The organism is Acidovorax sp. 99 (genome assembly GCF_003096455.1).
Taxonomy (GTDB): Bacteria; Pseudomonadota; Gammaproteobacteria; order Burkholderiales; family Burkholderiaceae_C; genus Acidovorax; species Acidovorax delafieldii.
In genome coordinates, this window is the sequence record NZ_QEKU01000001.1 from 3,341,430 (window position 1) to 3,357,350 (window position 15,921).

At 67.6% G+C, this 15,921-nt stretch carries 13 protein-coding genes and 1 tRNA gene; 8 read left to right on the plus strand and 6 right to left on the minus strand.

Annotated features, from left to right (window positions below):
• Positions 1-30 precede the first annotated feature (30 nt).
• Both C8C95_RS15585 and ispH read left to right on the plus strand, forming a co-directional pair.
• Positions 31-495 carry an FKBP-type peptidyl-prolyl cis-trans isomerase gene (locus tag C8C95_RS15585; protein WP_116749170.1) on the plus strand — a complete coding sequence of 155 codons (465 nt, stop codon included), beginning with the start codon at positions 31-33 and terminating at the stop codon, positions 493-495.
• Entirely contained in the window at positions 495-1,490 is a 996-nt protein-coding gene (gene ispH, locus C8C95_RS15590; RefSeq protein WP_056060858.1) for a 4-hydroxy-3-methylbut-2-enyl diphosphate reductase, read from the plus strand. Before C8C95_RS15585 ends, ispH begins: the two co-directional genes overlap by 1 nt.
• Positions 1,491-1,619: 129 nt before the next feature.
• Here the strand turns inward: ispH and C8C95_RS15595 are convergent, their stop codons facing one another.
• Entirely contained in the window at positions 1,620-2,348 is a 729-nt protein-coding gene (locus C8C95_RS15595) for a CBS domain-containing protein (protein ID WP_116749171.1), read from the minus strand.
• 166 nt (positions 2,349-2,514) lie between these two features.
• On the opposite strand from C8C95_RS15595, the gene C8C95_RS15600 reads away from it, so the two are divergent.
• The 5 genes from C8C95_RS15600 to mnmH all read left to right on the plus strand — a co-directional run bounded on the left by C8C95_RS15600 (position 2,515) and on the right by mnmH (position 7,339).
• Positions 2,515-3,456, plus strand: coding sequence for a threonine/serine dehydratase (locus C8C95_RS15600; RefSeq protein WP_116749172.1), 942 nt, complete (start codon positions 2,515-2,517; stop codon positions 3,454-3,456).
• A gap of 32 nt (positions 3,457-3,488) precedes the next feature.
• Positions 3,489-4,805 carry a serine--tRNA ligase gene (serS, locus tag C8C95_RS15605; protein ID WP_116749173.1) on the plus strand — a complete coding sequence of 439 codons (1,317 nt, stop codon included), beginning with the start codon at positions 3,489-3,491 and terminating at the stop codon, positions 4,803-4,805.
• A gap of 33 nt (positions 4,806-4,838) precedes the next feature.
• Positions 4,839-4,928, plus strand: a tRNA-Ser gene (locus tag C8C95_RS15610).
• Positions 4,929-5,180: 252 nt separating this feature from the next.
• Positions 5,181-6,233, plus strand: coding sequence for a selenide, water dikinase SelD (gene selD, locus C8C95_RS15615; protein ID WP_116749174.1), 1,053 nt, complete (start codon positions 5,181-5,183; stop codon positions 6,231-6,233).
• Positions 6,233-7,339 (plus strand): tRNA 2-selenouridine(34) synthase MnmH, encoded by a 1,107-nt coding sequence (mnmH, locus tag C8C95_RS15620; protein WP_116749175.1) that lies wholly within the window; start codon positions 6,233-6,235, stop codon positions 7,337-7,339. Before selD ends, mnmH begins: the two co-directional genes overlap by 1 nt.
• On the opposite strand, the gene C8C95_RS15625 is transcribed toward mnmH, so the two are convergent.
• The 5 genes from C8C95_RS15625 to C8C95_RS15645 form a co-directional block, all read right to left on the minus strand.
• Positions 7,340-9,676 (minus strand): CHASE2 domain-containing protein, encoded by a 2,337-nt coding sequence (locus C8C95_RS15625; protein ID WP_116749176.1) that lies wholly within the window; start codon positions 9,674-9,676, stop codon positions 7,340-7,342.
• 103 nt (positions 9,677-9,779) lie between these two features.
• Positions 9,780-11,522 (minus strand): FecR domain-containing protein, encoded by a 1,743-nt coding sequence (locus tag C8C95_RS15630; RefSeq protein WP_116749177.1) that lies wholly within the window; start codon positions 11,520-11,522, stop codon positions 9,780-9,782.
• 74 nt (positions 11,523-11,596) lie between these two features.
• A complete protein-coding gene (locus C8C95_RS15635; RefSeq protein WP_116749178.1) occupies positions 11,597-12,295 on the minus strand; it encodes a response regulator transcription factor in 699 nt (232 codons plus the stop codon).
• Between the two features lie 118 nt (positions 12,296-12,413).
• Entirely contained in the window at positions 12,414-13,328 is a 915-nt protein-coding gene (locus tag C8C95_RS15640) for a formylglycine-generating enzyme family protein (RefSeq protein WP_243415779.1), read from the minus strand.
• A 140-nt stretch (positions 13,329-13,468) separates the two neighbouring features.
• The gene (locus C8C95_RS15645; protein WP_015013035.1) at positions 13,469-13,729 is read right to left on the minus strand and encodes a hypothetical protein; all 261 of its coding nucleotides are present in this window, start codon (positions 13,727-13,729) and stop codon (positions 13,469-13,471) included.
• Between the two features lie 179 nt (positions 13,730-13,908).
• On the opposite strand from C8C95_RS15645, the gene C8C95_RS15650 reads away from it, so the two are divergent.
• Entirely contained in the window at positions 13,909-15,903 is a 1,995-nt protein-coding gene (locus C8C95_RS15650) for a CHASE2 domain-containing protein (RefSeq protein ID WP_165836548.1), read from the plus strand.
• The last annotated feature ends 18 nt before the right edge of the window (positions 15,904-15,921 follow it).

Sequence of the window (15,921 nt, forward strand, 5' to 3'; positions counted from 1 at the left end):
CTACAATCGGGGCAGTTTATCGGGACTCTCATGACCTCTATTTCCACCCCCCTTCCCACCGTGCAGCCGGGCTCCTTTCTCACGCTGCACTACCGCCTGGCTGGCCCGGCGGGGGATGTGATCAACACCTTTGCCGACAAGCCGGCCACCCTGTCGCTGGGCACGGGCGAGCTGTCGCCCGCGATGGAGCAGCGCCTGCTGGGCCTGGCCGAGGGCACGCGCACCACGTTCGAGCTGCCTGCGGGCGAGGCCTTTGGCGAGCGCAACCCCGACATGCAGCAGTGGGTGGCGCGCAAGCTGATGAACGAGCTGGGCGACCCCGACGAAAAGTACAGCGTGGGCGATGTGGTGCAGTTCCCCACGCCCGACGGCCAGGGCAGCTACGCCGGCGCCGTGATGCAGGTGCGCGAAGACGGCGCCGTGCTGTTCGACTTCAACCACCCGCTGGCGGGCCAGCCCGTGACCTTTGAAGTGCAGCTGATCGGGATCCTGTGATGCTGGCGCCGAAAGAAATCCTGCTGGCCGAGCCGCGCGGCTTTTGCGCCGGTGTGGACCGCGCCATCGAGATCGTGGAGCGCGCCATCCAGAAGTTTGGCGCCCCCATCTATGTGCGCCACGAAATCGTGCACAACACCTACGTGGTGAACGACCTCAAGGCCAAGGGCGCGATCTTCATTGAGGAGCTGTCGGACGTGCCGCCGGGCGCCACGCTGGTCTTCAGCGCCCACGGTGTGAGCAAGGCGGTGCAGCAAGAGGCCGAGGCGCGTGGCTTCAGCATTTTTGACGCGACCTGCCCGCTGGTGACCAAGGTGCACGTTGAAGTGGCCAAGCTCGCCAAAGAAGGCTACGAGTTCATCATGATCGGCCACAAGGGCCACCCCGAGGTGGAGGGCACGATGGGCCAGCTCGACCACGGCATCCACCTGGTGGAAGACGTGGAGGACGTGGCCCGCGTGCAGCCCGCGCAGACCGAGAAACTGGCCGTGGTCACGCAGACCACGCTGAGTGTGGACGACGCGGCTGAAATCTCTGCCGCCGTGCGGGCGCGCTTTCCGAATGTGCGCGAACCCAAGCAGCAGGACATCTGCTACGCCACGCAAAACCGGCAGGACGCCGTGAAGGTGCTGAGCCCGCAGGTGGATGTGGTGATCGTGGTGGGCAGTCCCACCAGCTCCAACAGCAACCGCCTGCGAGAGCTGGCGGCCAAGCTGGGCACCACCGCCTACATGGTGGACAGTGCTGACGAGCTGCAGGGCGAATGGTTCAAGGGCCGTTCGCGCGTGGGGCTCACGGCGGGCGCCTCCGCGCCGGAGATTCTGGTACAGCAGGTTATCGACCGCATCAAGGCGCTGGGCGCTGTGTCGGTCCGCACCATGGCGGGCATCGAGGAAACCATCAAGTTCCCGCTGCCCAAGGGGCTCAAGATCGACGCGGCCACGGGGCTGGAGATTCGGGAGCGCACGCCAGAGACAGGTCCATCGGCGCACTGACGGTGGCGTGAAGGGCCGCCGGTGATCGTGCAAGGGCGCCAACAGGCGCCCTTTTTATTCACTCCTGAATTGATAGCGGATGGCGCATATTCTTCTAGCGCCAGCGGCCATTTTCATTCAAATATCCCCTTACAAGTGCACGGCGGGCCCGCTCCACAGGTCCAGTGGCGGGTCGGCTGCCACGGCGCGCAGGATGTCGGTGCGCGAGATAAAGCCCGACAGCACGCCCGCCTCGTCCGTCACCGGCAGGCCGGGCAGGCCGGTGTCCAGCAGCACGGCGGCCACGCGGCGCAGTTCGGTGTCGGGTGACACGGTGGGCACCGGGCTCACCATCACCTCGGCCACCGGGCGGCGGGCCAGGTCGATGGCCTGTTTGACGGCGCCGGGCTCGGGCAGCAAGTCCAGTGGCGCCATGTCGGCCCTCAGCAGCAGTCCGATCACGCGGCCCAGCACATCGACGACGGGCGCCTGCGCCACTTTGTGCTCGGCCAGGGTCTGCCAGGCATCGTTCACACGCACGTCGGGCGCCACACTCACGCCGCCGGTGGTCATCACATCGCTCACCTTGGTCAACGGCTGGCGGGTGCTGGCCTGGGGGCCTTGCTCGGTCTGTGCGTAGGCGCTCACCGCGTCGTGCATGCGCAGGTTGACGATAGCCGCAGGCGCAGCAGCGTTGGTGTCGGCCGCAGTGGGGCGGGGCGGGGCCGTGAAGACGGGCCCTGGCTGGCCATCTTGTGCGTCCATGGCCCGCGTGCGCAGGGCCTGCGGGCGCTGCACGCTGCGCACCGCAGAGATACGTGCCAGGTTTTCGGGGCCGCCCCGGTACATCTGGCCCGACGGGCCGAACACAAAGAACATGCTTTTCTCCTGTGTGCAGAACCGCCGGACGGGTGGGGTTGGAACTGCTTTGGCCATGTTATCGGCAGTTGTGGGGCGCTCGTGCAGTCCACGTTGTGTCTGCATGTTGCGGGCAGCCCCTACACTGCCCCTTCTTTTGACACCACCTGCCATCCGGAGCCCCTGCATGATCGACCGCGCCGCCATTGCCGCAGCCCGCCGCCAACTGGCCACCCAGCCCGACTTTTTGCGCACCACGCCGCTGATGCGCCTGTCCGGCAAGTCCCTGGGCGTGGACTGTGCCGAGGTCTGGCTCAAGCTGGAGCATCTGCAGGTGGGCGGCAGCTTCAAGGCGCGCGGCATGCTCTACCGGCTGCTGGCCAACCCGGTGCCTGAGAGCGGCGTGATCATCGCCTCGGGCGGCAACGCGGGCATTGCGGTGGCGGCGGCCGCCCAGGCCCTGGGCGTGCGCTGCGAGGTCTTTGTGCCCGAGGTCTCGCCAGAGGCCAAGCGCGCCCGCCTGCGCGCCCTGGGGGCAGAGGTGGTCGTCACCGGCGCTGCGTATTCCGAAGCCTTTGAAGCCTGCGTGGCCCGCCAGAAGACCACTGGGGCCTTGCAGGCCCATGCCTACGACCAGCCCGAAGTGGTGGCCGGCGCGGGCACGCTGGCGCTGGAGATGGAAGAGCAGGGCGGCCGCCTGCCCGACACGGTGCTGGTCAGCGTGGGCGGTGGTGGCCTCATCGGCGGTGTGGCCGCATGGGTGGAAAGCCGCGCCCATGTGGTGGCGCTGGAGCCCGAACGCGCACCCACCCTGCACGCTGCGCGGGCTGCGGGCCAGCCGGTGGATGTGGAGGTGGGCGGCGTGGCCGCTGACTCGCTGGGTGCCCGCCGGATGGGGGCGATCAGCTGGGCAGTGAGCCAGCGTCACGTACACGATGCGTTGCTGCTGCCCGACGACGCCATCCGCGCGGCCCAGCTGTGGCTGTGGAAGGAGCTGAAACTGGCCGTGGAACCCGCCGCCGCGCTGGGCTTGGCAGCTTTGCAAACCGGCGCCTACAAGCCCCAGCCGCAAGAGACGGTGGCCCTGATTCTCTGCGGCGCCAACTTTGACCCTGCCAGCCTTGCCTGAGCCTGTGCCGACCACCCCCTTAAAATCCTGCAATGCTTGACATTCTTCTCCTCCGCAAAGACCTCGACACCGCCATCGCGCGGCTGGAAACCCGCAAAAAGCCCCAGGCCTTCCTGGACGTCTCCGCTTTCCAGGCCCTGGAGTCCGAACGCAAGACGCTGCAGACCCGCACCGAAGAGCTGCAGGCCCAGCGCAACCAGCTGTCCAAGCAGGTCGGCATGCTGATGAGCCGGGGTGACAAGGACGGCGCCGAAGCCGTCAAGGCCCAGGTGGCCGCAGGCAAGGCGGAGCTGGAGCAATCCGCCGCGCGCCTGGAACAGATCCAGTCCGAGCTGCTAGCCATGCTGGTGGCCGTGCCCAACCTGCCGCACGAATCCGTGCCCGTGGGCAGCGACGAAGCAGGCAATGTGGAAGTGCGCCGCTGGGGCACGCCTGCGAAGTTCGATTTTGAAGTCAAGGACCATGTCGATGTGGGCACCCCGCTGGGGCTCGATTTCGACATGGGCGTGAAGCTCTCCGGCTCGCGCTTTACCGTGATGAAGGGCTCTATCGCCCGCCTGCATCGCGCTCTCAGCCAGTTCATGCTGGATGTGCAGACGCAAGAGCACGGCTACACCGAGTGCTACGTGCCTTACGCAGTGAACGCCGACTCGCTCAAGGGCACGGGCCAGCTGCCCAAGTTCGAGGGCGACCTGTTTGCCGCCAAAAAGGGCGGTCAGGACGGCGAACCCGTGCCCGACAACGCGGCGCTGTACCTCATCCCCACCAGCGAAGTGCCGCTGACCAACTTCGTGCGCGACGTGGTGGTGGCCGAGGCCGACCTGCCCATCAAGCTCACGGCCCACACGCCATGCTTCCGCTCCGAAGCGGGCAGCTACGGCCGCGACACGCGCGGCATGATCCGCCAGCACCAGTTCGACAAGGTCGAAATGGTGCAGATCGTGCACCCCGACAAGAGCTATGAAGCGCTGGAAGAAATGACCCGCCACGCCGAGGCCGTGCTGCAAAAGCTGGGCCTGCCCTACCGCGTGATGAGCCTGTGCACCGGCGACATGGGCTTTGGCGCCGCCAAGACCTACGACCTGGAAGTGTGGCTGCCCGCGCAGAACACCTACCGCGAGATCAGCTCGGTGAGCAACTGCGAAGCCTTCCAGGCCCGCCGCCTGCAAGCCCGCTTCAAGAATGCCCAAGGCAAGAACGAGCTGTTGCACACCCTGAACGGCTCGGGTCTGGCCGTGGGCCGCACGCTGGTGGCAGTGCTCGAAAACTACCAGCAGGCCGACGGCAGCGTGATGGTGCCCGAGGTGCTGCGCCCTTACCTGGGCGGCACCGCTGTGCTCAAGCCCTGAAAATCTGGCTATAATCGAAGGCTTCGACACACAGGAGAGGTGGCAGAGTGGTCGAATGTACCTGACTCGAAATCAGGCGTAGTGGCAACACTACCGTGGGTTCGAATCCCACCCTCTCCGCCAGCATCAGGGCCCTGTAGCTATTTAATCGATAGCACAGGGCCTTTTTCTTTGGGGCTGCAGGAACACTTCAGGCAGCTGGATAGCCCGCTTCGGGCGCTGCGGTTGAAGAGACTCGCAGATTCGCCATTGTGTGGACATCACCATGCAGATGCGGGAATGACAGGGTATTGATTGCGATGCATGGCCGCATTTCCCTGCAGCGCCAGAATACGGGTTGCGCGGCCCGCGCCTGATGCCACGAAAGAACCTTGCATGCTCCCAGACACCTTGACAACACCCCCCATCCGCCTGACCCAGTACAGCCACGGCGCCGGCTGTGGCTGCAAGATCAGCCCCAAGGTGCTGGACGTGATCCTGGCGGGCAGCGGGGCGCAGCACCTGGACCCCCGGCTTTGGGTGGGCAACACGTCGCGCGACGATGCGGCGGTGTATGCCCTGGATGCGGAGCGCGGCGTGGTGTCCACCACCGATTTTTTCATGCCCATCGTGGATGACCCGTACGACTTCGGGCGCATTGCTGCCACCAACGCGATCAGCGACATCTATGCCATGGGGGCTGATCCGCTGATGGCCATTGCCATCCTGGGGTGGCCGGTGAATGTGCTGCCGCCCGAGGTGGCGCGTGAGGTGGTGCGCGGAGGGCGTGCGGTGTGCGACGCGGCGGGCATTCCCCTGGCAGGCGGGCACTCCATCGATGCGCCGGAGCCCATCTTCGGCCTGGCGGTGACGGGCATCGTCGAAAAGCGCCACCTCAAGCGTAACGACACGGCCACGGCGGGTTGCCGTCTTTATCTCACCAAGCCCCTCGGAATCGGCATCCTGACCACCGCCGAAAAAAAGGCCAAGCTGCGGCCCGAGGATGTGGGCGTGGCGCGCGACCTGATGTGCACGCTCAACCAGCCAGGGAGTCGATTCGGCCGACTGGCGGGCGTGAAGGCCATGACGGATGTGACCGGCTTCGGCCTGTTGGGGCATCTGGTCGAAATGGCGGAGGGCAGCGGCTTGAGCGCTGTGATTGACTACGCGGCAGTACCCCGCCTGGAAGGAGTGGACTACTACATGGACCAGGGCTGTGTGCCCGGCGGCACGCTGCGCAACTTTGACAGCTACGGCGCGAAGATTGCGCCCTTGACCGAGGTGCAAAAGCACTTGTTGTGCGACCCTCAGACCAGCGGGGGGCTGCTGGTGGCCGTGAGTCCGGAGGGCGAGGCCGAGTTCCTGCAGGTGGCCGCGGAACTGGGCCTGGCGCTGCAGCCCATCGGCCAGCTCACCCCGCGACAGGCCTTTGCCGTCGAGTTGCGCTGATGCCCGACAACCTGACGGACTACCGGTACATCTTCCTGAACGATGTGCCCATGATGGATGTGCGCGCGCCGGTGGAGTTTGGGCAGGGCGCGTTTCCTGGGATTGCCAACCTTCCCCTGATGGACGATGGCGAGCGTCAGCAGGTGGGCACCTGCTACAAGCACAAGGGCCAGGAGGCAGCGATTGCGCTGGGGCACCAGCTGGTGTCTGGCGGCATCAAGCGCCAGCGCATTGAGGCGTGGGCGCAGTTTGCGCAGGCGCATCCACAAGGCGTGCTGTATTGCTTTCGTGGCGGGCTGCGCTCGCAGATCGTGCAGCAATGGTTGCTGAACGAAGCGGGCATGGACTACCCCCGGGTGGTGGGGGGCTACAAGGCCATGCGGGGTTTCCTCATCGGCACCACGCAGGCTGCGGCGGCGGAGTGTGGGTTTGTGGTGCTCAGTGGCCTGACCGGCACCGGCAAGACCGAGGTGATTGCGCAACTGGCCAACGGCTTGGACCTGGAAGGCCATGCCAACCACCGTGGCTCCAGTTTTGGTCAGCGCGTGAGCGGCCAGCCGACGCAGATCGATTTTGAGAACCGGCTGGCCATCGACGTGCTGAAGAAACGAGCACGGGGCCATGCGACTTTTGTGCTGGAGGACGAGGGGCGCCATGTGGGCAGCTGCTCGGTGCCCCTGGAGCTGCGGCAGCGGCTGGAGCAGGTGCCCATCGTCTGCCTGGAGGACGCTTTCGATGCCCGTGTGGAGCGCATCTTGCGCGACTATGTGTGGCAGCAGTGCGCAGATTTTGTGGCCGTCCATGGCGAGGTGGCGGGTCTCGACCTGTTTGCAGCGCGGTTGCTCGATAGCTTGGGCAAACTCGCCAAGCGCCTTGGGGGTGACCGCTACCAGGCGCTTCGTGGGTCGATGCAGGCAGCGCTGGTACAGCAACGCAATCAGGGTGACCTGTCTCTGCACCGCGGCTGGATTGCTGCACTCATGCGCGACTATTACGACCCGATGTATGCCTACCAGCGGCAAAGCCGGGCTGATCGCATCGTTTTCCAGGGCGACCACCGGGCGGTGCTCGATTTTCTGCAGTCGCAGTCAGCCCCTCGCCGCTAGCTATTGCTCGTCGTCGTCCGGCGGCGCATCCAGCCACTGCGGCAGCACCAGCCGGAACTCGGCCCCCCGCCCTACGTCGCTGTCCACCTCCAGCGCACCGCCGTGGCGCAGCACGACGGTCTGCACCAGTGCCAGGCCCAGGCCGACCCCTGCGATGGCCGGGTGGCTGTGGTCGTGCAACCGCTGGTAGGGCGTGAACAGACGGCCTTGCTGCTCGGGGGCAATGCCCGGGCCCTGGTCCCGTACCGACACCACCCAGTGCGTACCCCGCGCCACGATGGCGCACTGCACCGTGCTGCCATCGGGGCTGAACTTGATGGCGTTGTGGATCACGTTGGTCAGCGCGCGGGACAGCAGGGCGCGGTCGCCCAGGCAGGGCGCAGTGTCTGGGGTGGACACCGTGCGCACGTCCACGTTGCGGTCGCGGGCCAGGGTCCAGAGGTCGTCGGTGGTTTCAGAGAGCAGGGCGGCCAGGTCCAGCGGCGCCATGCGGTATTCCTGCGTCTGCGCGCTGGCCAGTTGCACAAAACTTTCGGCCATGCCCAGCGAAGCCTGTGCATAACGTTCGATGCGCTCCAGCAACTCCTGGTCCGACAGGCGGCCGGGGTAGGCACGCTGCATCTCCAGCAGCGTCAGGATGGACGCGTTGGGCGCGCGGATGTCGTGCGAGATGAAGTGCATCGCCTGGTCGCGTTGCTGCAGCGCACGGCGCATCTCGGTCAGGTCCACCAGGGTCAGCAGCCAGCCTGCATTGGCCAGATTGGTGAAAGGCTTGCACTGCACCAACAGGCTGCGGCCCCGGGCGTCGGTGCCCTCGGTCTGTTCTGGCAAGGCAGCATGTTGCAAGGCTGCCTGGGTAACGATCGGCTCTTGAGTCCCTGTCTGCACCAGGTCGGCCAGCAGGTCCACCACGGACAGGCGCTGCAAGGAGGGCTGGGCGGGCCCACCCAGGTGTTGGCGGGCCGCCTGGTTGGCCAGCAGGATTTCACCGTCGGGGGCGCAGACGATGGTGGGTGAGGGCAACTGCTGCAGGCTTTCGCTCACGAACTGGTGCAGGTCGCGCAGCTGGCGGGATGCGCGCTCCACGGCGTTGATGCGGCGCTCCAGAAAGTCGGCGGAGTCTCCGGGCCGTCTGCGCAAGCGCATGGCCAGGCCTTGGCGCTGCAGGTTCTCCATCTCCAGCCGCAGAAAGTGCGCAGCCGCGCTCAGGCGCCGCCAGCTCCACAGTGGGTAAGCCAGCGCCAAGCCCAGCAAGGCGGCGGCCGGAGCGAACTGCAGACCTGCCCACCAGGGCAGGGCCATGCTCAGCAGCAAGGTGGCCAGGGCCAGCCCGGCGCTGGTCAGCAAGGCGGCCAGGGGGCCAATGAGCAGCAAGGCCACCAGCGCACAGGCCACTGGCACCAGGTTGAAGGCGATGTTCAGTGCCTGCGGTGCACGCAGGATGCGTTCGCCGGCCAGGCGGGCATCCAGCACATGGGCCACCACCTCCACGCCCGGCATCAGGCGCGACTGCTGGCTGACGGGGGTGGCAAACATGTCGCCCAGCCCCGAGGCTGCTGCGCCCACCAGCACGTACTTACCGTCCAGTGCCCCGGCCGGCACCTGGCCGCGCAGCACATCGATGTACGAGTAGGTGGTGAAGGGCGATGGCCCGGCGGCATAGGCGATGAGCGTGGGCTCAGCGCGCTGCCAGGGACTGGTGTCGGTGGCGCTGGCGGGCGAGCGGCCGCAGGTGGCCGCTGGTTGCCGGTCTGCCACGCACTGCAGCGCGGTGCTGAAGTGGTGCCAGGGGGCGGCCGCCGGGCCTTCCAACAGGTACAGGCTGCGCACCACGCCATCGCTGTCGGGCGCCACATGCACATGGCCCAGGCCGGCGGCAGCCTCGGCAAAGGCGGGCCAGGGCAGGTCGGTCTGGTTGCTGACCGGGCCATAGCCGCGTCGCAGCACGGGCAGCACCACATGGGCGCTGCGCCGGATGGCGTCGGTGAGCAGCACGTCGTCCTCGGGATAGTCCAGGTCGGCTTCGTTGAACAGCACGTCCATGCCGATGGCACGGGGGTTCTGGGTGGTCAGGCGCGAGATCAGCTCGGCATGCAGCGCCCGGCGCCAGGGCCAGCGGCCGATGGCGGCAATGCTGGCGTCGTCGATGGCCACGATCACGATGTCGGGGTGTGCGGGCCGCGAGACCAGTCGCATGCCTGCATCCTGCAACAGGTGGTTGACGCGGCTCAGGCTATCCGCGGTGCTGAGCCAGGCCACCAGCGCCATCAGCGCGCAGGCCAGCAGCGCCCATTCCAAGCGGCGTCGGCGGCGGCGCAGGTGGGCGATGGTCAGCATGAAAGGGGTGGTGGGATGCGGGGCGTCTGCTCAGCGCATGCCAGGGCCGCTGCGCGCGCTGGTACGACCCGCACGGCTGGGCTGGACGGGCTCCATGCCCCGCTCAAGGGCGCCCCACGGGCGTGCCGCTGCTGGTGGACACCGGCAAACCCGCACCGGTGCGGATGCCAGTGCCCACGCGGATCTTGCGCGGGGGGGAGAAATCGCTCTCCAGCCCGCTGGCATCCAGTACCTGGATGCGCACCAGGTACTCGCCGGCAGCGAGGTTGCTGGCCGTCCAGGTCGGGGCGTCGAGCACGGTGTCCTCTGCGACCTTGGCGAAGTCCAGATCGGCAGCCACAGTGCGCTGCAGCCGGAAGCGCTGGCCCGCCTGGGCAGGCCAGTGCAGGCGCACGGTCGGGTCTCCGTCCTCCGCCTGCAGGGCTTGCAGGGACAAGGCGGTCGGCCGGTCGGCCACCGTGAAAGGCTGTGGCGGTGCAAACGGCCCCTGGTCTGCTTGCCCGTCGGGCAGCGCCAGCAGGCTGGCGATGCGCCAGAAGTAGCTGCCTGCGGGCAGCGCCCCCAGGGGCAGGCGGCATTCGGTCAGGCGCTGCTCGTCGCGCAGGGGCTGGGTGAACTGGGCGTCGGCGGCCACCTGCACGCGGTACCAGCGCACGCCGGGGACTTCCGTGCAGCGCAGCTCGGCCGCGCCACTGGGTACGACGGCGCCGGGCGCAGGGTGCTGGTACAGCGGTGCGACCGGGCTTGTCTTGACGGTGAACGGCTGCACGGCGGGCAGGCCCGCGATGCCGGCATCGTCCAGTGCCCGAACGGCCAGGTAGTAGCGCCCATCGTCCAGCGCCTTCCAGCGCAGACGGCCGTCGGGGAAGCTGCCATGGCGCAGCACCTGGGTGAACGCCGGGTCCTGTGCCACCTGCGCCACATACCGGGTGGCCCCGGAGGCCATGGGCAGGTCGATGGCCAGCAGTCCCGCATCGCCCAGTGTGGTGGGCATGCCGGAGGTATCGGGGGCGGGCAGCAAAGGGCGGGGGGCGCCCACCGTGCCATCCGTGGCCACTGCCAGACCCTGGCCCGGAGCCAGCAGCGCGGTCGGCGCCTTGAGTGCAGCGCCGGGCTCGCTGTCAGTGTCGCGCCGCGATTGCACCGCGACCGAGCCATGCTCTACCGACGCCGTGGTCTGGCCCGAATCGGCCAGTGCCACGCTGAACTGCGTGCCCCGCACGCTGGTCACCGCCAGCGGTGTGCGGATCTCCATGCGGCGCAGGGGCTCGGCGCTGGGGGGCACGGTCGATTCCACGCCGCCCTTGTGCATCTCCAGCACTGACTGCACGCTGCCTGCGCGCCCCCGCCGACGCAGCTGGCGCAGCTGTAGCTCGGACTGCGCCTGTACCCGCACCACGGTGCCATCGGCCAGCTGCACTGCCACGAACGACTCGGGGCCCACCTTCAGCTCGGTGCCTTCTTCCAGCTTGCTGCCGGTCGCAATGGGGGCGGTCGTGCCGCTGCCCCGCGCCTGCGCCGTGACCTCGCCCTGCACAAACTGCACGGTGGCCGATTCGCTGGGCTGCAGCCGCACGGGGATGAAGATCAACGAGCCTGGCTGCAGACGCTTGGGGTCTGCCACCTTGTTGCGTGCTTGCAGCAACGGCCACTGGCGCGGGTTGGCGAGGTAGCTGCGGGCCAGTCCTTCCAGGGTGTCGCCCTCTTTCACGGCGTGGGCAATTTCATCGCCTTGTTGGGGGGCTGCCGGGGTAGCGACCGGCTGGGCCGAGAAGGCCGTGCTCGCCGCCAGGCACAACAGGGCTGCAGCAAGCGAGTGCATGCGAAACGGCAGGGGGGTGATCAAGTCATGTCTCCTTCATGGGGCACGGTACGGGCAGGCTTGCTGGTGGCAGAGCCCGCCGGACTCTATCGCGGCCTTCAGCCTTTGTGCTGGGCTTCGACGGCTTCAAAACGATAGCCCACGCCATACACCGCTGTCACGATGAAACCGTTGGCGGGGCGCAGGTCAAGCAGGGTGCGCAGGCGCGACATGTGGGTATCCAGCGAGCGCGACATCACATCGGCCACCTGGCCCCAGACGACTTCCTTGAGGTGATCGCGCGACAGCAGTCGCCCCATGTTCTGGAACAGGAACAATGCGAGGTCGTATTCGCGGTTCTTCAGCTCCACCGCCACTCCGTCCATTTCGATGGACCGGGTTTCGGGCAGGAAGCGGTAGCGGCCAAACTCCATCACGCCGCCGGTGTTGTCGGGGTAGGCGCGGCGCAGCAGGGCGGCCACGCGGGCATTGAGTTCGCCGATGCGCACGGGCTTGACCATGAAATCATCCGCACCACTGCCCAGGCCTTCCACAATATCGCGCTCCTCCTGGCGGTGCGTGACGAACAGGATGGGCACGCGGGCCGCAACGTTCTGGCGCACCCAGCGCACCACTTCGGGCCCTGTGGTGTCGGGCAGGTGCCAGTCCACGATCAGCAGATCAAAGGTTTCGCGGCGCAGCGTACGCATCAGCTCCGCACCGGTCAGGTGGGTATGGCACACATGGCCCATCGCCTCCGTGGCCTGCTTGATCAGATCCAGCTGAAGCGCATCGTCGTCCAAAGCGGCTATGCGCATGGTTCTCCCCATCCAAAATCGAACTGCGGATTATTGGCGATAACTACCACGGCGCGGGCTCGCGCCGAGCGGAGCGAGAGGGGATTTGACATTTGTTAACCCTCCCGGCCCGTGGTGGTCACCGCGCGGGTGGCTCTGCCGTAATCTCACGCACCAGTCGCATGCCGACCAGCGTGTAGCGCGTCTCCGGGCTGTTCCAGTTGCGGTAGCCGCAGCGTGCATAGAGCGCCCAGGTGTGCCACGAGCCGCCCCGGCGCACACGCACACTGCCCTCGGCCGGACCGGTGGGGTCATTGCGTGGAGACTCTGCGTAATAGGTGTCGCCATGCCAATCGCCCGTCCACTCCCAGGCGTTGCCCAGCATGTCGTAAAGCCCGAAGGCATTGGGGGCAAAGCGGCCTACCGGCGCGGTAAACGCGTATCCGTCATTGCCTGCCAGCGCATGCTGGCGCCAGCGTGACCACTGAGGGGCTGCGGCCTGGTCGAAGGTATTGCCCGCTGAGACCAGCTCTTGCGGGTTGTCACCATGCGGGTACAGGCTGCGGCTGCCCGCGCGGCAGGCGTATTCCCACTCCGCCTCGGTGGGCAGCCGGTAGCGGTGGCCCTCGGTGCGGCTGAGCCACTGGGCCATGGCCTGCGCGTCGTTCCAGGTCACGTTCACCACCGGATGAACCGGCCCTTGCGCAAAGCCGGGGTTGCGCCACGAGTAGCGCGGGTCGCGCCCCTCGAACGCATCGCCGCGCCGCGTGGTGGCCGGGTCGTAGGCGGGGTTGTAGCCATAACCCCCCGTGCCGTCGGCCTCAGACTCTGGCCGGTAGCCGGACGCCTCCAGGAAGCGCTGGAACTGCCCCACCGTGACCTCGTGCTGGCCGAGGTAGAAATCACGGGTGATCAGCACCTCGTGGGCTGGCGATTCATCTGCCAGGTCGGTCAGGCGCTTGCGCTCCAGCAGCGGGAAGTTCTTTTCCAGCGTTTCGACGGGGGGCACGCCCCCCATCCAGAAGGTGCCCGCAGGCACACGGACAAAGGCCATGCCCAGGCTGTTGACCCAGGGCGACGTGACCGTACCCGCCTGGGTGGACGGTGTGTGCTGGCAGCCTGCCAGCAGCGCGGACAGCGCCAGCAAGGCCGCACCGCTCGCCCAGCGGCGGCACGCTGGTGGGGCCGCTGGCCTCAAGGCTTGTCCTGCAACTCGCTCACGCATTCAAACACCAGACGCGAGCCATCGTTGCGCAACAGTTTGGCGTGCAAGGCCATGCGCTGGCATTCGCGGCTGGCCGCCGCATACGCCTGGGAAGTGTCGGGCCCATAGACCGGCACGCTGAAGGTGCGGTCGCGGCCCGAGGCCATGGGGCCCGATGGGCCGTAGGGGTTGGTGGCATTGCAGCCCGCCAGCAGGGCCAGCACGGACACGGAGGCACATAGCAGTTTCATGGAAGTCTCCCAAACCGATCAAAAGACCAGTTTACGCACATGCCCGGTGGCTGCCCATAGGTGTTGTGCGGGGCGGCCATGGCGCGAGTCATGCGTGTAAGCCCCCACTGTGCACGCGCAGGCACAGCCACTACAGTGGGTGCTGCGTGCACTGCTGCATGCAGCGGTGGAGGGGCGGGATGGCAAGTGCAAGTACGCGAGCACCGGTTACACAAGACGCCTGGCGGCCCTGGGCGTTGCGGGTACTGCTCGCGCTGGGCTTCATGGCGCTGCTGCCCGCTCTGCCGGTGTGGACGCCGCTGCAGCGGCTGGAGCATGACCTGCTGGCCAGTTGGACCGCTGCGCCGCCGCCCGATGTGGGCGTCCTGGTGGTCGGGCTGGACGAACCCAGTCTGGCGGCGCTGAACCTGACCCCGCCCCTGCCGCGCCGCCTGCACGCGCAACTGGTCCAGGCCTTGTCTGCGGCAGGCGCTTCGGCGCTGGGCATCGATATGCTGTTTGCCGCGCCACAGTCCTCTGAGGATGATGCCGCGCTTGCGGCGGCCCTGCAAGGGCGCATGCCAGTGGTGCTGGCGGCAGCCGATGTGGCGGTGAACACCTCGCAGGTAGCTCAATACCGGCAGACCGTGCCCTCGGTCTTCCCCATGGCACGCCAGGGCAGTGTGGCCGTGCAGCCAGACGATGACGGTGTGCTGCGCCTTGCGCCCACCCAGGGCGATGCCCTGTGGAAGGAGCTGGCGCGCAGCGGCGGGCGCAGTTTTCAGTCCCCACCGCCGGGTGCACTGCTGCGCTACTACGCCCCAGAAGTCCCGCTGCCCTATGCCCACTACACCCAGGCGCTGGAGGCCGGCCGGGCGCTGCCGCCTGCAGCCGTTCAGGGGCGCCTGGTGCTGCTGGGGCAGAACACGCCGGTGGATGGCGTGGATCAGTTCGCCACGCCCCTGCGTGCACTGGGCGCGGGCACGCAGTCCGGCGTGCTGGTGCACGCTACGGCCCTGGTCAACGGCTTGGCGGGGGACTGGGTGGTGTCCGCCCACCCGGCAGGCCCTTGGCTGCAGGCCATTCTGGCCGTGGGCTGTGTGGCCGCTTTGACCCGGCGCTGGCGCGGTGGGCGGGCGGTGCTGTTCAGCGCAGCATTGGCAGTGCTGGCCCTGCTGGGTGGGCTGTGGGCCTACCTGGCAGGGGTGTGGTGGACGGCGCTGCCCACGCTGGCGGGCGTGGCACTGCATTTGAACGTGGGTGCAGCCGACAGCTACTGGCGCGAGCACCGCCGCCGCGAACAGCTGCGCGCGGACTTTGCCCGCTACGTGCCTGCCGCTGTGGTCGACGCCCTGGTGGCCGACGGAGCCCAGCCGCAACTGCATGGCGAGCGCCGTGTGCTGACGTTGCTGTTCTCTGACTTGGCAGGCTTCACCGCCGCCAGCGAGCACTTGCCGCCCGAGGCCGTGGCCCAGGCGCTGAATGCCTACTTCTCGCGCATGACCCACACGGTGCACCAGCACGGTGGCACGCTGGACAAGTTCATCGGCGACGCCGTCATGGCGTTCTGGAACGCACCGTTGCCTGATACCCGGCATGCGGACCGGGCTCTGGCCTGCGCACTGGCCATGCAGGCCGACATGGTGGACCTGCGGGCCCAGTGGCAGGGCACACCGTTTGCCCAGGTGCAACTGCGCATTGGCTTGCACACGGGCGAGGCGGCGGTGGGACACCTGGGGTCGCATGAGCGCTTTACGTACACCGCCGTGGGCGATGCGGTGAACACTGCCGCGCGGCTGGAGGGGGCCAACAAGGCCTTTGGTACAGGCATCCTGCTGTCGGGCGCCACGCGCGATGCGATGGAAGCGCAGCAGGCGGGTGGTGCCCCAGAGGCTTTGCTGATGTGGCTGGACACCGTGGTGCTGGCCGGGCGCAGCACCGGCGTGGATGTGTACACCCCGTGCGGTGACACCACGCTGGCCTCCATCAGCCAAACGCTGCGGGGCCATTGGCAGGCTGCGCGTTGGGCGCAGGCCCTGCAGTGCTGTGCCGATGCGTGCGCACACGCGGCAGCGCATGCCCCGCAGTGGCACGGGCAGGCGCTGCGCTGGCAGGCCCGGGTGCAGGCCCAGGCGGACGGCTCTGCAACTGGCGCCACCCCCGTATTCACCGCGCTGGCGCTGGACAAGACCTGAGTCCCCGGCGCAAGACTC